Source organism: Opitutus terrae PB90-1, assembly GCF_000019965.1.
Classification (GTDB): domain Bacteria; phylum Verrucomicrobiota; class Verrucomicrobiia; order Opitutales; family Opitutaceae; genus Opitutus; species Opitutus terrae.
Map to the genome: position 1 here is coordinate 3,694,208 of NC_010571.1, position 18,879 is coordinate 3,713,086.

At 64.2% G+C, this 18,879-nt stretch carries 11 protein-coding genes; 2 read left to right on the forward strand and 9 right to left on the reverse strand.

All coding sequences use genetic code 11. The features are described 5' to 3' along the window. Positions 1-5 precede the first annotated feature (5 nt). The 9 genes from OTER_RS14660 to OTER_RS14700 all read right to left on the reverse strand — a co-directional run bounded on the left by OTER_RS14660 (position 6) and on the right by OTER_RS14700 (position 15,256). Positions 6-2,090, reverse strand: coding sequence for a heparinase II/III domain-containing protein (locus OTER_RS14660; protein ID WP_012375710.1), 2,085 nt, complete (start codon positions 2,088-2,090; stop codon positions 6-8). Then, positions 2,087-3,004 (reverse strand): ROK family protein, encoded by a 918-nt coding sequence (locus OTER_RS14665; RefSeq protein WP_012375711.1) that lies wholly within the window; start codon positions 3,002-3,004, stop codon positions 2,087-2,089. Before OTER_RS14665 ends, OTER_RS14660 begins: the two co-directional genes overlap by 4 nt. Positions 3,005-3,027: 23 nt before the next feature. After that, the gene (locus OTER_RS14670; protein ID WP_012375712.1) at positions 3,028-4,656 is read right to left on the reverse strand and encodes a GxGYxYP domain-containing protein; all 1,629 of its coding nucleotides are present in this window, start codon (positions 4,654-4,656) and stop codon (positions 3,028-3,030) included. Between the two features lie 4 nt (positions 4,657-4,660). Continuing rightward, positions 4,661-5,185 carry a hypothetical protein gene (locus OTER_RS14675; protein WP_012375713.1) on the reverse strand — a complete coding sequence of 175 codons (525 nt, stop codon included), beginning with the start codon at positions 5,183-5,185 and terminating at the stop codon, positions 4,661-4,663. A gap of 15 nt (positions 5,186-5,200) precedes the next feature. Beyond that, positions 5,201-8,149 (reverse strand): S9 family peptidase, encoded by a 2,949-nt coding sequence (locus OTER_RS14680; RefSeq protein WP_012375714.1) that lies wholly within the window; start codon positions 8,147-8,149, stop codon positions 5,201-5,203. Positions 8,150-8,301: 152 nt separating this feature from the next. Then, positions 8,302-9,954, reverse strand: a complete 1,653-nt coding sequence (locus OTER_RS14685; protein ID WP_012375715.1) for a GxGYxYP domain-containing protein — start codon at positions 9,952-9,954, stop codon at positions 8,302-8,304. Then, complete coding sequence (locus tag OTER_RS26235) at positions 9,951-10,502, reverse strand: hypothetical protein (RefSeq protein WP_012375716.1); 552 nt, start codon at positions 10,500-10,502, stop codon at positions 9,951-9,953. Before OTER_RS26235 ends, OTER_RS14685 begins: the two co-directional genes overlap by 4 nt. Positions 10,503-10,694: 192 nt before the next feature. Beyond that, the gene (locus OTER_RS14695; RefSeq protein WP_012375717.1) at positions 10,695-14,099 is read right to left on the reverse strand and encodes a TonB-dependent receptor plug domain-containing protein; all 3,405 of its coding nucleotides are present in this window, start codon (positions 14,097-14,099) and stop codon (positions 10,695-10,697) included. 113 nt (positions 14,100-14,212) lie between these two features. After that, entirely contained in the window at positions 14,213-15,256 is a 1,044-nt protein-coding gene (locus OTER_RS14700; protein WP_012375718.1) for a LacI family DNA-binding transcriptional regulator, read from the reverse strand. A 325-nt stretch (positions 15,257-15,581) separates the two neighbouring features. Between OTER_RS14700 and OTER_RS14705 the strand changes: the two genes are divergently transcribed. Together OTER_RS14705 and OTER_RS24250 are read left to right on the forward strand one after the other, a co-directional pair. Beyond that, the gene (locus OTER_RS14705) at positions 15,582-18,026 is read left to right on the forward strand and encodes an alpha-L-rhamnosidase-related protein (RefSeq protein WP_158305445.1); all 2,445 of its coding nucleotides are present in this window, start codon (positions 15,582-15,584) and stop codon (positions 18,024-18,026) included. After that, the gene (locus OTER_RS24250) at positions 18,016-18,870 is read left to right on the forward strand and encodes a DUF6807 family protein (RefSeq protein ID WP_012375720.1); all 855 of its coding nucleotides are present in this window, start codon (positions 18,016-18,018) and stop codon (positions 18,868-18,870) included. The genes OTER_RS14705 and OTER_RS24250 overlap by 11 nt, the downstream gene beginning before the upstream one ends. Positions 18,871-18,879 lie beyond the last annotated feature (9 nt).

Below are 18,879 nucleotides of genomic sequence, written 5' to 3' on the forward strand. Positions count from 1 at the left end.
GCGGACTACACGATCACGCGCGGGATTCCCTGCGGTGGGATCTCGAACGCGACGTTGACCTGCTGTTTCCCCTGTTGGCCGGTCACCCGCCACGCGTCCGCCGCGCGTTCGATTTTCAAGACGGGGTGCACCCCGCCGGTGGGCGCGGCGGTGGCCGCCGTAAGGATCAGGTGGTCCGTGGCGGCCGGGGAGGAGGCTTCGACGAACGGTTGAGGCGTCTCTTCGGGTGGCAGCGCGAGCCGATCGGTTCGCAACGCGAGCGGCTGCAGCCCGGTCAGCTGCGCTTCGAGTTGTGCGAGCGGACGCCGGATCTGGAAGCTGTCGTCGGACGTGACGGCGCTGCCGTGGCCGTCGTCGTTGAACACCTGATAGCGGAGCTGCACCGGCCGGGCGCGCCGCAGCGAGACGCGATCGAGCAGCAGCAGGATGTCGGGTTTGAGGAAGACCAGCGTGCGCGTGACGAGGACGACCTCGGGCAGCACGAGCGCATAGGCTTCGGTCGCATCGCTCGTGGCGGTCATCCAGTCTGGGCCCGTGCGGTAGTCCACGACCGAAGCGGTGGCCCAGGAGGAGTTGGTGCCCTCGTGGCCGTCGTGATACTGGTGTCCGTGCCCATCGATCAGGAGCGCGGTATGCGCTTCGGTCTGCCGGAGCAACCAGCGCGGGACCTTGGGCGAATAGCCGGCCTTGAACGGATCGCTGAACAACCGCTCGCCGTGTGCCTTGAAGATGACGCTGTTGCGATCGGCGTGCTCGTGATTGGCGGGCCCGCCGCTACGGAGCGCCACGACCGAGTCGGCGGGCGCCCAACCGGTGCGCGAAACGATCCAATCGTTGCTGAGCCGTACGTCGAGCAACTCGGCGCCGGGGGGCTGTGTGGGGGCCTCGGGCCGATACCAGACGGCCGCTTGGAACTGCTTGAGCGCGCCGACCTGTTGGGCGACGTAGTTGCTCAGCGGATCTTTCGCGACCTCTCCGACCCAAGGGGCGACGGATACGTCCATGCCGACGCCGGCGTCGGAGAAGTTTACCACGTCGAGGGCAGGATCGTAGTTGCCCTTGGGCGTGGCGTTGTAGCCGGTCTTGAGTTTCGGATCCGCGACGGTGCTCCCGCCGCATGGCATCGCAAGCGAAAGTGCGTAGCGGATCGTGCCGGGGTAGTTGATGAGCCGGCGCTCGTCGACACCAAGCCTTCGATACAGCGCTTCGGCGAGCATCGCGAGGTGCGTGGTGGTGTAGCCCCAGTAACCGACGCCCTCGTCGTAGGCGCCGTCGAGGCCGTACATGGTGGCGAAAGCCTGCGCACTCTGGCGGGAGAGCTGCAGCCACTTCTTCGCGTCGGGATGCCGGCCATAGAACCAGAGCGCGGCGATCCCGAGGCCGCAGGTGGGGATGACCTTCAGGTTGGTCGGATTGAGAATCAGCGGCCAGCGGCTGAGATCGAAACGGAACTGGAAGTCATCCTCGGGATCGAAGCCCCAGCCGCGCACGCGGTCGGGATATTTCAGTCCGTACAACGTGCGATAGCATGCGGGCGCGCCCTCGGTGAGGATCTTGTCCTCGACGCGGCGGCGCAGTTCGGCGGGCACGGCGCTGCCCAACCAGTCGAGCGCGTAGCACGTGGCGATGGTGGCTTCGGGTGCGCGCTGGAGGCCGATCGTGTCCCGGCCCGCTTCGAGGAAGTAGTCCCAGCGCTTGTAGTCGCACAGGCGCGTGAGACCGAGGAGGGCCAGCTCGAGGTGTTGGGCGTCGCCCCAGACGACGTGGGCGAACGAGGAATTCTGCACGATCTTCCAGGCGCGGATAAAATCGACGACATGGTTGTTGAGCCGGAGCTCCTCGCGGAGAAAGCGGGTCTCCGTGGCGATGTCGACGTTGAGCAGTGTGGCGCGTATCTCCGCCAGCCGCGGCAGCTCGAGGTTCGCCCGGATCCGCGGCAATTCGCTTTGGTCAAAAAGCAGTCCGCGACGCGGATCGGCGATGGCGGTGGACGGAACAGGTGAAGTCGCGGCGGGAGCGAGCCGCGCGAATGGGAGGGTGGCGGCGAGGGTGGCGGAGGTCTTGAGGAAGGTGCGTCGACTGGTGTTCATGGGGTGGAAACGGGGCGGAGGTGACAACGGGCGATGGCGAGGGCGGCGTGGCTGCCGATCTGCTCGCCCAACGCGGCGGGGACGACGGAGCAAACGGCGAGGCTCGGGGCGAGGGCTTCGCGACGGAGGGATTCCTGCATGCCGCCTGCGATGAACTGTTCGCAGCGCGCGAAAATACTGCCGATGACGATGCGCTCGGGATTGAGTACATCGACGAGGATCGCGAGCGCTTCGCCGAGTCGGATGCCGACTTCGTGCCACAGCCGGAGTGCCACGGGATCGCCGAGCGTCGCGGCCGTCGCGGCCTCGCGGGCGGTGAGTTGATCCGGCAGGGCCTCGGGCCAGAAGCGGTGCGCGAGTTGCGCGATGCCGCCGCCGGAGCAGAAGCCCTCGAATGAGCCGGGCTTGCCGTAGCCGACCGGCCCGGTCGGGACGAGGCGCACGTGGCCCACTTCGCCGGCGTTGCCGTTCGTGCCTTCGTAGAGCCGTCCGTCGAGGATGAGGCCCGCGCCCATGCCGGTGCCCATCGTGAGGAAGATCATGTTGCGCGTACCGCGGCCGGCGCCGAACTGCCACTCGGCGAGCGCGCAGGCATTGGCGTCGTTCATGAGGCGGGCATCGCCGCCGTAGCGGCGGGTGAGTTGGTCGCAGATTGCGATGCGATCCCATCCGGGGAGATTCGGCGGGGACAGGATCAGACCGCGCTCGGCGTCCAGCGGACCACCGCAGGAAATGCCGAACACGACGTCGTCGCCGGGCTGCAGCCGGTCGATCTCGGCGAAAAGCCGTGCGAGCGTCGGGGCCGGTTTGTCCGAGGCGAAGCGCGCCACTTCGCGCACGCCGTCGTCGCCATCGGGAATGCTCACGGCACATTTGGTGCCGCCGAGATCGATGCCAATCAGAGATGAAGTCATGACGCGAACGCCGTGGACGCGGCTCACCGGTAGCCGGAAAAATGCTTAGGCTCGGCCGGATCCTGGTAGCGCGTGGTGTAGGTCTTCCTGCTCGCGGCGAGCTTCAGGAAGACATCGAGCGGGACGATCTCCACCGGACCGTCGAGCTGTTGGGTGATCTCGACGAGACTGTTCACGTCGTTGGACTCGCGGACGTGGACGAGGAGGAAGTAGGGGCGGACGCGGTTGAGCGCGATGAGCTCGTTGAGATCGGCGGCTACCTCCTCGCGCGGCCGGCGCGGATTGATGTAGTAGTCGTATGAAATCAGCGGGCGCGAATCGCGCAGGTCGCGGGTGCGCGCCGGACCATAGCCGTTGATGAAGCCGATCACGTTCGGAAACGCCGCGTAGTATCGGTCGACGGTTTCCTTGGTGAGATCGGCATTGCCAACATTTCCGTCGGCGGCGGAGTTGTCCATGATCTCCATCACGCGCTCGTCGAGGACCTCCATCATCTCGTTGGCCTCGCGCATCAGAAGCGGGAACTTATCGGCCGGAATGTGATTTGGGTACATGTAGCCCGGGCCGGAGAGTCCGCCGATGAAGTAGTCGTTGGGCGTGGCGCTCTCGTGGAAATACTCGAGTGCGGCCGGCGTGAATTTCGTCCAGTTCATCGTGACCTGCCACGAGAACGGCAGCTTGCCGCGGCCGGGCTTGGTCCAGACGCCGATGCCGATGCTGTCGGACTGGACGAACGCGAGATAGACCTTGGGCCCGGCGGTGAGCTGGGCGTCGCGCGCGACGTGATGGTTATTGGTGAACTTGAAGCCCGGCGTGAAGCTGAAGTGGCAGTTGAAACTGAGATTGGGCAGATTGTGCAGGCCCTCCATCTTCAGGCCGTAGGTGGAGAGCAAGGTCGTGTGCTGCTCCTCGGTGTCCTTGCCATAGGCGTGCCAGCCGAAGACGATCGAAAGCGGCGTGAGCTCGGAGTAGAGCCGCTGCGCCAGGGCCAGTTCCTCCGCGTGAATCGGGTTGGCGGAGAGATCGTGGAAAAACATTTTGCGGCGAATGCCCCAATCCGCCATCGCCGGCATGCGGACCGCGCCGCGGTGGCCGCCCATCAGCATGATCGCATCGTGCGTGCAGCGCGACCAGTAGCGGTTGACGGCATCGGTGTAGATCTGGGCGTCGGTCTGTCCGGCGTAGCGGCCGCGGAGATCGTCGATCTGCGACAGACGATACGGCGCGAGCAGCGGCAACTGATCAGCCGTGACCACCAGCGCATCCTCGAGCCCGGCGATGGTGAAGGCGACATTCAGCGAGGCGCCGACAGCGGGATCCCAGATCACATAGCCTTTCGCGTGCCGCGCGAAGCGCGCGAGCGCGTCGGCGGCGGTTTTGATCTCGGTGAACGCGACGCCGTGCTTGCGCTGATAGAACTGGAACAGCGGCTCGGTGATTTCCCACTGGAAATCGGCGGGGTGCACGATGTAGAGCTGCGGCTCGTCGCGATTCGCCAGGCCCTGCAACGAGACGAGCAGCGCCTTTTCCGGCAGTCCGCCGGCGACGCGCCAGTCTTGATCCCAGCGCATGAAGAAAGCCGCGCGGCCGGATGCGGCGCCAGCGGTGACGGTGCCGAGCATCAACGAGAGAAACAGAAGAATTGGGCGCATGGTGTTATTTCTCGGCGGGGACTTTTGTGAAGCGGTAGACCAGCGGCCGCGACCGCGTGCTATGGAGCTCAATCAGCAGCAGGGCATTGTCGCCTTCGACGAGCCGGTATTCGGAGTAGATCCGCATGACGAAGTTGCCCTGCGAGCCCTCGATCAGTGGCTGCGCCTCGACGCGCAACGTCCGGTGATCGTCGAGCCAGGCGGCGGAGACTGGTGTGGGATGATCCTTTACCGGATAGAGCGCCATGTGGCGCTGCTCGACGCGGAAGAAGTCGGCGATCGAGGTAGGCCTGGCGGTGTCGACGACGTTGATCGCAGAGACTTTCGTCGCGATCCACTGCATGTCGTGGCGCAGGCTGACCTGCGTACCGGTGACAGAGATCACGAGATCCCACTGCTGCCAGCCATCGAGCGCGGAGCTGCGGGCGGGATCGAGTCGCCAGCGACCCTCGAACGGCGAGCTGGCATTCGCGGCAGTGGCGGCGCCGAGCAGCAGCGCCGCAAAAAGAAGAGGTCGGAGAAAACGCATGGGAGGTGAGGGTGTCTAGTTCGAATCGCGGAAGCGCAGCTTCTCCTCGTCGCGTTCGAGATATGGGACGCCGCGATCCATCCATTCGGGGCGCGGGGCGCCTTTGAGGAAATGGTCGAAGAACTGGCTCATGCGCCGCGCGAAGTCCTTCTGGTCGGCGCGTCGGCGGAGTCCGTGAAACTCGTTGTTGTAGTTGAACAGGTAGGCCTCCTTGTCGTGCCGGCGCAGCGCAAGGAAGAATTCGATCCCCTGATACCAGGGCACGGCGTCGTCCTGGTCATTGTGCAGCAGGAGCAGCGGCGTGGTGACACGATGCGCGAAGAAGACGGGGGAGTTTTCGAGGTAGAGCAGCGGAGCGTCCTGGAGCGAGCGGCCGATCCGACTTTGCGCCTGTTCGTATTGATATTGCCGCGGCCGGCCCGAACCCCAGCGGATGCCGGAGTAGGCGCTGGTCATGTTGCCGACGACTGCGCCGGCTTCGGCCGCGCGGAAGCGATTGGTCTGTGTGACCATGTATGCAATCTGGTAACCGCCCCAGGAGTGGCCTTGGATCCCAATGGCGTTCTCATCGACGAAGCCGCGGCGGACAAGTCCATCGATCGCGGGGAGGACGCATTTCAGCGCGCTCTGACCAGGATAGCCGACGGTGTAAGCTATGTCGGGCATCAGGATCAGATACCCGTTGCTGGTGTAGAACGGCGGGTTGACCACCGTGCCGGGCAGTGGCGGTGTGAACGTGTGCACGACCTGCGAGAGCCGCTCGTAGAGGTAAACAATGAGTGGGTATTTTTTGTTCGGGTCGAAGTTGGCCGGCTTGAACAGCGCGGCGGGAAGCTCAACGCCGTCGGCGTTGCGATAGGTGAGCAGCTCGGTGCTGCCCCAGAGGAACGGCGCGAGTTGCGCGCCGCCGTCGGTGACCTTGGCGGGCGCGGTGAATGAGGTGTTGGTCGCGAGCAGGTCCGGATAGAGATCGAACCGCGAGCCGCTGAGGATGACGCGATCGGCCTCGAGCGCGCGGCCGAGATAGCGGACGTTCTGGTCGCGCCACAGCAACTGTTCAGGGGCCACGTTGGCGGCGAACGAGGTTCGGAAAAATCCGGAGCTGCGGGTGACCTCGCTCTCGCCCCGGAGGATCAGCGGGCGCGAGGCATCGATGCCGCGTTTGTCGTCACCGGGCTCCGAAGCCTCGGTGTTCTGCACGCGCAGCTGAATCCGGTTCGCGCGACCGAAGCCGCGAGTCAGGTTGCGCGCCGGCCGGCCGTCGGGAAACACCTGCCAGACGTCGTAGCGATCGTAGATGAGCAGCGATTCGCCGTCGCGGGTCCAACCGGCGGTCCCACAGGAACCGGCGGGCTCCGGGACGTCGACGAGTTCGTCATACAGCGCAAATGGAATATTCGCCGACAGGGGCCGGATCGTGCCAGACTGTGCGTCGATGACGTGCCACTGTTTTTCGTGGAAGAAGGCGAGCCAGCGACCGGTGTGCGACCAGCGCTCGCCGGATTTCTCGCCGAGTTCGCGGTAAACGAGCTGGCGCTGGCCTGTGGCCGCGTCGACGAGATACAGGTCGTGATATGCCCGGTCGTAGGTTTCGCGGCGGCGGTAGGCGCGGTCGTCGCGGCCGAACCCGCGGGTGGCGTCGTCGTTCAAGACGACGTTGGCGAGGGCGGGATCGGCGAGTTGGACGTAGCGGTGGCTCGCGAGGTCGAAGACGCCGAGATAGGTGCGCTTGCGCTCCTGATCCGCGCGCACTTTCTGCATCGGCTGGATGTAGTCGTCGCGCCAGTGCCAGAGATCGAGCGAGACCTTGTCCTGGTCGAGCAGCTCCGCGAGCCGCGCGTCAGGCTCTTTGGGAAAAGGCGCGGCGGGCACGTGGATCTTTGTGCCGTCGAAGGAAAACGCTGCGGCCGCATCGCCGCTGACCGCGTAGCCTTCGGGCAATCCCGCCGTGCCGACCGGCACGATCTCCGTCGCCGCGGCGGTGCCGCGCTTCCAGTGGTAGAGTGCGAAACGCGGAGCCTTTGCTTCGGGCTCGGCGCGGTCCGAGGCGAACACGGCCTGGGTCTGCTCGCGATCCCAGGTGAACTTCACGTACCGACCGGGGCCAGAGACGAGGGCGATCGGAGTAGCGGAATCGCCGGGCGTGACGGCGTAAACCCCGTTCTCCGTCTCGGTGCGCGAAGCGACGGTGAACACGAGCATGCGGCCATCACGGGCGAACGAGTAGTCGAGCACGTTGGGGAATACGCGCTCCGCCTTCTCAGTCGGGGCATACAGTTGCCGCAGCACGAGGTCGCTCCCGTATTTCTGATCCTTCCGTTTCTTTTGCTTCTCCGGATCTGCCGGTGATTTTTTCTCGCTGCCGGTTTCCGCTGCTGCGGCGGCGGTGGTGGGCTCCGGCTTCGGCGCTTCATCCTTCGTCTCGGGTGGCGGCTCCTTCAGGTAAGCGACCCAGCCGCCACCTTTCGCTGGCACCTGAAAGCTTTTCACGGATGCGATCCGGGTGACGGTGCCGTTCGAGAGGTCCACGATTACGAGACCGTCCTTCGGCATCTCCTCCGGCTTCTTTTTGTCGCGTTTCGCCTGCAGGGTCTCGGCCTGCGCCGGGAAGGCGGTGGCGATGAGAAAACGTGAGTCGCTGGTGATCGCGATCGTGACTTCGCGCCGCGGAGCCGGCCGTTCGGGATTTTCCTCAGAGGCGGTGAGCGGCGGCGGCGGCAAAGCCCCGACGGGCACGCGGAATTCGGTGCTCCTGATGAGCGAGCGGGCGATCACGTCACCGTCGCCTTCCAGCGGCATGAACGAGTAGGCGAGCCATTGACCGTCGCGCGCGATGACGGGTGCGCCAATGGTCCGCCAGCTGTCGTAGTCGTCGTGGTTGAGGGGACGCCGGCCATCGGCGGCCGCAATGGCGACGGCGCTGAGACAGACCAGGAGCAAGGAACGGAGGAATGGGCGAACCATGAGCGAATTTGGGGGAGAATAGCGGAGAGGGAAGGCCAGGCGGTCGCCTCTCCGACTCAGCTGACTGACTTGGGAAGCTCGGCGCGCGCGCGTATCGCAACACCACCCTGAACAGACACACCACAACACCGGACGATACGCGCGCGGCCTCGCTAAGGATTTCGATAAATGGGATCGGTGGGTTGCTGATAGTGGGTCTCGTACGTTTTCTTGTTCGCGGCGTATTTGAGGAAGACATCGAGCGGCACGACCTCCACCGGTTCGGTCAGGCTGCCGATGATCTTCGACACTTTCTCTATCGTGTTCGCCTCACGCACGTGCATGAGGAGGAAATACGGCCGCTTTGGGTTGAGGCGCGTGAGTTCTTCGATGTCCGCGGTGGCCTCCTCGATTGAGCGATCGACCGCGAGGTAGTAGTCGTAGCTGAGAAACGGCCGGCCATCGCGTAGGTCGAACGTACGCGCGGTGCCGTAGCCGTTGATGAATCCGAGCACGTTCGGGAACTGCTCGTAGTAGCGATCGACGACCTCCTTCGGCAGATCGGTGTTGCCGACGTGGCGATTGCCTTCCGAGTAGTCCATGATCTCCAGCACGCGCAGATCGAGCCGCTCCATGAGCCCGCGGCCGACCTTCATCAGCGCCGGGAATTTGTCGGCGGGAATCGCCTTGGGGTACATGTAGCCCGGGCCGCTGAGTCCGCCGATGAAGTAGTCGTTGGGAGACTTGTCCTCGTAGAAGAACTGGAGGACGGGCGGATTTAGCCAGACCCAGTTCATGAGCACCTGCCAGGTGTACGGGATTTGACCGCGGCCGGGTTTGGTCCAGGTGCCGATGCCCATCGAGTCGGTGGAGACAGCGCACACGTAGACCTTGTCCGCGGCGACGAGCTTCTCATCGAGGCGGATGTGGTGGTTGTTGGTGAACTTGAAATCGGGCGTGAGGGGGATCTGCGAGGTGAACGAAACATTCGGCAGGTTATGCAGCCCCTCCATGATCAAGCCGTAGTTGCCGACCAACGAAGTGTGCTGGCCCTCGGTGTCCTTCGCGTAGGAATGCCAGCCGAGCACAACGCTCGCCGGCTGCTGTTGGCTGAGGATTTTACGCAGAAGGGCGATCTCCTCGACGTGTTCGGGATTGGCGGAAAGATCGGAGAAGAACGCGCGCTGCTGGATGCCGAAGTCGGCAATGCCCGGCTGCATCTGCGGGCCGGACTCACCGCCCATCACGACGTAGTAATAACGCGAGCAACGGTCGAAATAGTGATCGTAAGCCCATTGGTAAATGGCGTGGTCGGGCTGGCCGGTGAACCGGCCGCGGAGGTCCACCACGGGGCGCAAGCCGTGCTTGGCCGCGAGCGGGAGCTGATCCTCGGTGACGACGACGAGATCTTCGACACCGGCGATGGTGAAGGCCACGATGAGCGAAGAACGGACCTGTTTGTCCCAGACGACGCAGCCTTTGGCGAACTGGCCGAACTGGGCGAGCGCGGCGTCGGCGTCGTTGAGTGCGAGCCGCTCGAACTGCACGCCGTGACGCTGTTGGAGAAAGCGGATGAGCGGGTGAACGATTTCCCACTGCCAGCTTTGGGGATACTCGAGGTAGAGCCGCGCGTCGCCGCGGTTGGCGAGTCCCTGGAGCGAGATCAGCAAGGCGTGCACCGGCAGGTCGCCGTCGAGCCGCCAGTTCTCGGAGAGCGGAATGAGCGTGGCGGAGGCAGGCGCACGCGGGAGCTGCTTCGGTTCGAGCTGGGCACCTGCCGGAAGTGCAAGCCCGAGAAAAAAGAGAGAGAGCAGGAGGCGGCTCATGGTTGAGCGGCAGGGGAGACGCGGTTGAAGACGTAGACGATGGGCCGGTTGCGGGTGCTGCGCAGTTCGGTGACGACCAGTTGGGTGCCGCTGGCGGACACCTTGTAGTCGGCGAGGACGTTGACCTCGCGCGGCCCCTGCTGCGTGGCGAGAACCTGATCGGTGCTCACGCGGAGAATGCGGCCCTCGTCGAGCCATTGGGCGCGGATGCGCTTGGGATGTTCCGCGCTGGCGTAGGCGCCGAGGTGGCGATTGTCGGGCCACCACGGGGCGGCGACGATGCTGACCGGCTGGGAAAGATCGATGTCGGTGCGGTCTTCGAAGTCGCGCCGGGCCCAGCCCAGACGGCGTTGGAGGGAAATCTTGTCGCCCGCAATCGTGACGGTGAGGTCGAACGATTGCCAGGGGCTCAGCTCGGTGCTCCGGGCGGCGTCGTAGCGCCAGTGGCCGGCGAGCGATGACGGCGCGGCCCCCTGCAATGGGGTAAGAAACCCGAGCGCGAACACGCCCGTAAGCAGGGCGGGAGCGGTACGAAGCGAGACGAGCATGATGCGAATGACTCGGAAAAAAGCCGACCCCCGAAATGGAAGCCGGCTTGTCAACTGGAACGTTGCCTAAAGCCGAGGGCGGAGGCCCCTCCGGAGATGGTGCGGAACTGTGGAAGGAAGCCGTCGCCGAGGCGACACTACGGCACATCCGGCCCCGGGGCGTGGAACGCCTCGGGGCGAGTGCGAAGCAGCCTAGAACTCGAGGGTCGCCGAGAGAACAAACAGGCGGCCTTCGAGGATGCGGTAGAACCGGCCGCCATCCGGATTGGCGTAGAACGGAACCAGCTCATCGTGGTCGGTGAGGTCCTTGACGTTCACCTGAACCACGAAGTTCCGCTTCTGGGGCAGCGCGTAGTCCATCCGGATAAAGACGTCGGCGAACGTCTGCGAAGGCGCGTAGAACGCCTGGGACCGGTCGAAGGACATGTTGCCCAGCGCGTTCTTGGCCACGCCGAAGCCGATACCCATCCGGTCCTCCCAGCGGACGCCGCCGCCGACGGTGAGATTGCCAAAGTACTTCGGGATGATGCTGCTGTGGCGGCCGAAATTATAGCTGGTATTGAGATTCCAACGCCACTGCCGCTCTTCCTTGGCGGGATTGCCGTCCTCGGTCACGGCTTGCAGGACCGGGTCGACGATCGTGGTCTGCGCCACCTGCGCGAGGGTCTGCCCCGTGATTTCGTTGACGACGTACTTCTTGGCGAAATCGCTGTTCACCCATTTGGGCAGAACGAATTCGTTGATGTAGCGCTGCATGACCGGATACGTGTTCGACGTAACCGTCTTCTGCTTCGCCACGTTCATCAGAATCGTCCAGTGCGGCGTTGGATTGTAGGCGATCTCGAACTCGAGGCCTTCGCTCGTGAAGTCCTGCGTGCCGTTGTCGTTGGAGTTGCGGTTGGTCGTCGCCTGGGCGTTGGCCCAATCCGGTTGGAACCCGTTCATGTCGATCACGCCCTGGGGTGGCAGGTAGGCCTGGACATCGCTGGCCTTGAAGCCCTGCGCCACGTTGGCGGGGTTGTCGAGTTCGCGGGCAAGACTGAGCAGAATGCCCTCCGAGTTGCTCACGCCGCCCTTGTCGAACGAGTTGTTGAGCACGCCGGTTTCATACCAGTTGAAGCGACCCTGCAGCTTGCCATCGAGTGCGGAGACCATGAAGCCCATTTCCTCGGTGGCTCCGGTGAGGGGAGCAATCTGCTCATTGTAGATATTCACGCGGCCACCGGAGGGGCGGAAGTTGTCCGCCTTGCTCTTGTAGGCCGAGAAGTCCCAGCCGGCGGGAAGATACTTTTGCAGGAAGTCCGGCGTGTGCACCACGATGCTCCACGACTTGGTTTCCTCCTCGGCGTCGACTTTGAGGGGACGCGGCACGCCGGCGACATAGACCGGGTCGAAGATATTCTCGACGCCGGGGACGCCGGCGTAGTTTTGCGGCGCGCCGATGGCGCCGGACGACTGCTTGTCCTTGCGCCAGGTACCGGTAAGGATCACGGCCTTGTCCCACAGGTAGTGCTGCGCCACGACAACTTGCGAGTCGATCTCCGTGATCGATTTGCTCGACGAGAACGAGGAAGGGAAGCCGCCGTTATCGCGCAGCCCGTAAGCCGGCGAGGTGACGGTCTTGAAGGACTTGCTGACGCTGTCCCAGCCGACGAAGGAGCCGCCCTGCGCGCGGTCGCGATTCGGGCCGTACGTGACTCCGCCGATGCCCGCGCCGGCGAGATCGTTGATCGAGTTGGCCGCGAGGAAGTTCTTGCTGTTGGCCACGGGGAGCGTGTAAACGGAGGCGATGCGTGCGTCCGCTTGGTTGATACCGGCGCCGTTGATGACGCCGCCGCTGAACGCGCTGGCCAGCGAGCGGAGATCCAGCTGATCACGGCTGTAATGCCCCTCGCCGCCGGCGACGCTTTCCTCGATCAGGCCGGTGAGGGTCAACTTGCCGAGGAGCTTGGAGAGCCAGCCCTTCTTCAACATGTCAGTGGCGCGCAGTTCGACGAATCCGGTGGCGCGTTTCGATTCGCGGTCAGAGGCACTGAGATTACCCGTCCAGAGACCGCCCATGACGGGTTGGCCGAAGGAGGGGTTGGCCACCAGCGCGCCCGTGCCGGTGGCGTCGGCGGTGTTGATCAGGTAGCGGTTCGGGTCGATGTAGATCGTGCGCTGCTCGCTGCCTTGGAGTGAATTGTACCCCGAGGTGTTCATCGCCTGGTTATAATAGGAGAGTTCCATGCCGAGGCGGTTCTCGAACCAAGTCCCATCGAGTGAAGCGGTGTAGACGACCCAGTCGGAAAACTCCTGGGACGAACCACCGGAGAACAGGTTCTTGCGGTAGTCGTAGATGCTGCGATCGGTGATCTGCGTGCCGACGTAGCCGTTGCTGTAGAAAGTGGCGGTGCCGGCGGGGACCAGGGTACCGTCGGACCGGTAGCCCGAGCGACGGATGATCTGGGTCTCGGTGAAAGGCTGGAGCATCATCCACTCGCCGAGTCCGCCAGCGGAGGGAATACCACGGTTGCCCCGGACGTAGGGCGTGCCCATGAAGGTCGGATTGGGATTGGAAGGATCGCCGTAGAATGCGGCCATGCCCGCGCCGGTGCCGCTGCCAGCGAGGGTCAGGAACGTGCTGTTGGCGACGCCGGGGACGAAGGCGCCAGTGCCGCGGAAGAATGCGCCGGCTTCGGCCGGCGAGTTGAAGACCGGCTTGCCCATGTTGATCCAGGGCGTGATGCCGTCATTCGGCGGGATATAGTCCGGACGCGAGGCAGCGCGGTCCGCCGACTCAAAGCTGCCGCGCGCGGTGAGGTTGAACGGCAGTTTGACGGCGGCGGCAACAAAGTAGCGCTTGTCCTTGGAGAAGGCCTGCCGCTGCTCATAGCGCGTATCCTCGTTCAACGCGGCCACGTGGAGGGCGACGTACTTGTTAAGAACGTGATTATACCGAAGGGAGTAGCGCTGGGTGCCGTAGCTGTCGGTTTCGGCCCGGATGCGACCCCGATTGGAGAGGAAGTCGGCCTTGATCGTCGCGCTGTTCACAATACCACCGGGGCTGCCGAGGCCGAAGAGCGCTGAATTGGCTCCGCGTTGGACCTCGACACGATCGGTGTTGTAGGTGTCGAACGGGATATCAGTGATGAAGTAGTCCCGGGTGAGGTCGGCTGCCGCCAAGCCGCGGATACGGGTGATGCCGCCGCCATGACTGTCGCGCTGCTGTTCCGGAATCGGGTTGCCGGAGCTCTGGCTCGCGGTGAAGTTGCCGCCCAAGCCGCCCACTTCGGTGTTGGGCGTGAAAATCAGCACGTCCTCAAGATTGGCCGAGCCGGTGTCCTGGAGGAGTTCCTGGTTGACGATGGAGATCGAGGATCCGACATCACGGAGTTCGGTGCGAAGACGAGTACCTGCCAGAGTGGACGTCGCCTGATAGCCAATGTCGGATTCACCCGTGACGGTGAAGGGCGAGAGGATGATCGTATCGTCGTTTTCTTCAGCAGACAGAGCAGGGCTCTGAGGAAGAGCGGCCGGAGCGCTCTGGGCAAACAGGCCCCCCGCAACGATCAAGAAGGATGATGCGGCGAGCCACGGTTTGAGGTTTGTTTTCATTTCTTCGTTTGGTCCTTGGGGATTAGGCAACTAGCAAAACAGAACGGTAACACCGCGAACGCGAAAACCGGCGACGGGAGGTCGCCGGGCTACTCGCGTGTTGGAGGGCCTGGTTATTTGGTGGAGGTTTTGGCGGGATCGAAAGTAAGCAGACGGGGCGATACCAAAACGCCGATACGGCCGGTAACAGTGGGGTTGTCGATGCGCCAGAGGAGATGATCGACGACCTTGCGAATCAGCGTGGACAGGTTGATGTCGATCGCGGCCGGGGAGTGATCCAGATTGTGATAGATGACGGGATTGTAGTTGCCGAGGATGGCGTCGAAATCGCGCCCCGGCTGCTTGCCCGCCTCGCGCAGCGCGCGGAAAAACGAGCCGCAGAAGTGATCAGCGGGCAGATACAGGCCGGTCGTGCCCGGCGCGGCGTCGAGGAGGCGGTGCACCAAGGCGCCGCTTTCTCCGTGGAGCGGCGCGATTTCGAGATAGCTCACGCCGGGATTGGCGCGTCCGAAAATCGGATGCACGGTCAGTCCAAGCTCCTTCGCCCGCTCGGTGAAGGCGCGGCTGCGGGAGGCGATCGCGCTGTAATCGGGATCGCTCGCAATGATCGCCACTTCGCGGTGGCCGTGCGCTTTGAGATACTCGGCCGCCATCCGGCCATTCTCTTCGTTGTTGGGCTCGACGTAGTCGCCAGCGTAATCGGCACTGCGGCGCGTCATGAACCAGACGTGCGGAACGTTGCCGAGTTCCTTCAGGCAGCCGGGCGAAGGCTGCATGCCCTGCAGGATGATCCCGTCGAGATCCTCGTTCGCGAGATTGCGCGGCAGTTCATCCGGGGAGTTGGTGAACAACAAACGGACGTCGACGCGATAGTGCGGATCGGCGGCTTGAACCTGCAGCAATTGGTCGTGAAACCAATTGTGGCTCGGGTTGCTGGCGTTCGCACCGACAAACCAGACGCCGATCCGGCGCCGCTCCTGTTCACGCGATTTTGGCCCGCGGCGACTCGCCGCCGGGGCGGGCACGTAGTTGCATTGCTGCATGACCGCGCGGATCCGTGCCAAGCTCGCCGGAGCCACGAGCTTCGGTTGGTTGATCGCGCGGGAAACCGTCGCGGGAGAGACTCGGGCTTTACGGGCGATTTCAGCGAGCAACATGGGTGGGGTAGGTCAACCAGACTGAAACTTTCAGAAAACATGTGTGAAAATGCGGTTCTTCCGTCAAGACATTTTCTGGAAAACGTTGTAGAATTGGGAGGGAGAATCGGGCGGTTTCGTTGCAGGTGGGGAACGCGCCGTAGAGGGGGTTACTCACGCCGCAACCGCTTATGACACTGGGCGGGGCGCCGTCTGTGCTGTGCGTCCGCCCGGGTGGCGCCGCATTTTGCGACCGCGGTGAAATCGTTTCATGAAACGGATGAAAATTATGAAACGAAGGATTGATATTTTCCGGTCGAGTCTCTTCCTTGGTGCCTACCCCGCGATGGCTGCCCCTTTCGTTCAACGTTCTGCCTGGATCTGGTCCGCGGAAGGCACACACGCGGCGCCTGCTCCCGAGTCCGCATCGCCGTCGCATTACCAGGTGCGCCTATTCCGCCGCGTGTTTCTCCTGGAGAACGGAGGCCGGGAGGGACGGATCGCGGTTTCGGCCGACAGCCGCTATGTGCTCTACTGCAACGGGGCCCTGATCGGGCGAGGGCCGGCGCGGGGCGACGTGCACCACCAGTTCTACGATACCTACGAGCTCGCGCCATACCTGCACCGCGGCGCCAACGTACTTGCCGCGCTGGTGTTGGACATGTCGCACGTCGCGCACCGACCGGCTGCGTTGGGCGCACCGGGTGGCGTCATGACCTATGCGGGCGGCTTCCTGCTGGAAGGAGGTGTGGTTGACCTGAACGATCGGATGGAAATCCTGGATACGGGAGCGGCGGGTTGGAAGGTAACGGTCGACCGCAGCTATCGTTTTCAAAACGACGGCACGCGGTTCGAAGGGTATCATGGTTATTTCGAGCACCGCGTGTCGGCGGAAGCGCCGGCGGACTGGACGGCAGCGTCATTCGACGATTCAGCCTGGCCCGACGCGACGGTGCTGTATCGGGCCGAACGGCTGGAAAATCGACGGGATCCCGCCAGCCCGTATGGACTCGTCGCCCGGATGATTCCGCCCATGGAAGTGGGGCGGGTGGCGCGGTTCGCAGCGGGGGTGCTGCCGGGAGGCGGAAAGCCCGGTGCCGAATGGAAGCGACTCGCCGCCGGCAAGGGCGCTGTGACGATTCCAGCGCGCAGCACGGTGCGGATCATTCTCGACGCAGGGCGGATGACGACAGCGTATCCGTTGGTCCAGACGGACGGAGGCCCCGGGGCGCACATCCGGTTGACCTATGCGGAAGCACTACGATTGCCGTGGTCGACGGTTGGCGCGCGGATGCTGGGCCGGCCGCAGTCGCTGGCGAACCTAGCCTCGCACTTTGCCGACGAGTCGAGTGGTTGGACGTTCGACGCCCGCGGACACGTTACAGGCTGGTCGGACCGGTGGGAGCCCGCGGGCCGACCGCGCGAGGTTTTCGAACCGTGGCACTGGCGGTCGTTCCGCTTTGTCGAGCTGGAGATTGTCACAGCGGAGGAGCCGATGGAGCTAACGGATCTCGGCTACCGGTTCACCGCGTATCCTTATCGCGTCGAGGCGGAGTTTGCCTGTTCGGATCCGCGACTCGAACGGATCTGGCAGACGGCGCTGCATACGATGCGGCTCTGTTCGCATGAGACCTTCGTCGATTGTCCCCACTACGAGCAGATGCAGTATGCGGGGGACACGATGATCACCTCGAAACTCGCGATGCTGTCGACGGGCGACTATGCGCTGAGCCGGCAGGCGTTGTTGCAGTTCGACTGGTCGCGGATCCCCGATGGTCTGACGCAAAGCCGGTATCCTTCGCGGCTACTGCAGGTGATTCCGTCGTGGTCACTCCATTGGATCACGAGCATTCGTGACTATGCCTGCTGCTCCGGCGACCTGCAGACCGTAAACGAGGTGCTGCCGGGCGTGCGCGTGGTGCTCGATTGGTACCGCCGGCATGCGGATCCGTCCGGACTTCCGTCGCGGCTGCCGTACTGGAACATTACCGACTGGTGTTCGTGGTGGCCGCGGGGTGTCGTGCCCGGCGCCGACGAAGGTCCGACCTGCATCATCAGCGCGCAGTTTGTTCAGGCGCTGGCTGAAGCGGCCGATCTGCACGGCTGGGTGGGGCAGCGGCACGAGCAGCGGCGGCTTGCGACGGAAGTGAAGACGCTTCGCGGCGTGCTGCGCCGGAGGTTCTGGTCGCGCGATGAGGGCTTGTTCTTCGACAAGCCCGGCGGGCCGGAGGTCAGCCAGTATGGCAACGCCTGGGCCATCGTGTGCGGCGCGGCCACCGCGGCCGACCGGAAGCGCATGCTGGCGCGTTTTCCCGCCGATCCGCTGCTGGCGCCGGGGTCGTTCTTCTGCTGGCACGCCGTGTTTCGTGCGTTGGAGGCGGCCGGCGCTTACGACCGCCTGCCGGAGTTTCTCGGGCCGTGGCACGAAATGGTCGAAGCGGGTCTCGACACGTTTGTGGAGGAAAACAGCTACTGGCGCTCGCTATGCCACGCGTGGAGCGCGCATCCGGCGCTGGAGTTTCTCGCCGGGGTGTTGGGCGTGAAAGCGCTCGAGCCGGGCTTCGCGACCGTGCGCGTGACACCACACCGGTGCGGACTGCGTGAAGCCCGGGGGCAGGTCTGCACGCCGCGCGGTCCCATCACGGTGGCTTGGACCTGGGAAAAAGGCCGGTTCCGCATCCGGGTGACCGCGCCGCGCGAACTGCAGGTCGAGATCGGGTTGCCGGACGGATCTGACCACAGAATGACCCACGGACGATTTGAAACCGAAGTCGTGATCCATGAAGCCTGAACTTGATTTCGCGCTACCGACAGACGGCGTGGTCGAGATACGCTGTCGAAAAGGCCCGATGCTCGCGCGGTACGTGTACCTGCCGAACACTCCGCTGGCTGAATCGCCGCGGCCATACTTCCATCCGCTGTGCTCGATGGCGGGCGAAGAGCTGACCTGCTTTCGGCCGAATGACCATCCGTGGCATCATGGACTGAGCTTCACGATCAACCAGGTTTCGGGGCACGCGTTCTGGGGCGGGCCGACTTATCGCCAGCCGGACGGCTATCAGTGGCGGACAGATCATGGGCGGCAGTGGCACGTTGAGTGGCACAAACGTTGCGCCGAGCAGCTGGCGCATACGATCGAATGGCAGACGGGCGCGCGGGAGACGCTCTTGCGCGAACAGCGGGTGCTGTCGTTCAAGGTGCTCGGTCCCGCGGCGTGGCAGCTGCGATGGCAGGCGGAGTTGGTCAACGTCACCAGCCGCGCGCTCGAACTCGGTAATCCCTTTTCCTCCGAAGGGCTGGATGGCTCCCACTACACGGGGCTGCAGTTTCGCGGCGCCCGCGACCTGCTCGACGACCACGGCGATGCGGCAATCGGCGTTTTCGGCGAGGGCGGGCTCGCGGGGGAAACGGCCGTGCACGGAACGGCCGCGAAGTGGATGGAGTGGCACGCCCAGAAAGACACCACGCTGCATCGCGTCACCATTCGTTTCGAAAACCACACCGGGCCGCTGCACTGGTTCGTGCGGCGGCACAATCCGCTCGCCGCGTTCCCGTTTCAGTACGAACACGATTTGTCCTTACCGCCGACCGGACGGCTCGAGATCGATCACACCCTTACTTTTACCGACGCATAAATGTCGAAT

What these genes read in the sequence shown, in the direction of transcription:
- OTER_RS14660 (WP_012375710.1), bottom strand. Translation starts at nt 2,090, where the DNA reads ATGAACACCAGTCGACGCACCTTCCTCAAGACCTCCGCCACCCTCGCC.
- OTER_RS14665 (WP_012375711.1), bottom strand. Translation starts at nt 3,004, where the DNA reads ATGACTTCATCTCTGATTGGCATCGATCTCGGCGGCACCAAATGTGCC.
- OTER_RS14670 (WP_012375712.1), bottom strand. Translation starts at nt 4,656, where the DNA reads ATGCGCCCAATTCTTCTGTTTCTCTCGTTGATGCTCGGCACCGTCACC.
- OTER_RS14675 (WP_012375713.1), bottom strand. Translation starts at nt 5,185, where the DNA reads ATGCGTTTTCTCCGACCTCTTCTTTTTGCGGCGCTGCTGCTCGGCGCC.
- OTER_RS14680 (WP_012375714.1), bottom strand. Translation starts at nt 8,149, where the DNA reads ATGGTTCGCCCATTCCTCCGTTCCTTGCTCCTGGTCTGTCTCAGCGCC.
- OTER_RS14685 (WP_012375715.1), bottom strand. Translation starts at nt 9,954, where the DNA reads ATGAGCCGCCTCCTGCTCTCTCTCTTTTTTCTCGGGCTTGCACTTCCG.
- OTER_RS26235 (WP_012375716.1), bottom strand. Translation starts at nt 10,502, where the DNA reads ATGCTCGTCTCGCTTCGTACCGCTCCCGCCCTGCTTACGGGCGTGTTC.
- OTER_RS14695 (WP_012375717.1), bottom strand. Translation starts at nt 14,099, where the DNA reads ATGAAAACAAACCTCAAACCGTGGCTCGCCGCATCATCCTTCTTGATC.
- OTER_RS14700 (WP_012375718.1), bottom strand. Translation starts at nt 15,256, where the DNA reads ATGTTGCTCGCTGAAATCGCCCGTAAAGCCCGAGTCTCTCCCGCGACG.
- OTER_RS14705 (WP_158305445.1), top strand. Translation starts at nt 15,582, where the DNA reads ATGGCTGCCCCTTTCGTTCAACGTTCTGCCTGGATCTGGTCCGCGGAA.
- OTER_RS24250 (WP_012375720.1), top strand. Translation starts at nt 18,016, where the DNA reads ATGAAGCCTGAACTTGATTTCGCGCTACCGACAGACGGCGTGGTCGAG.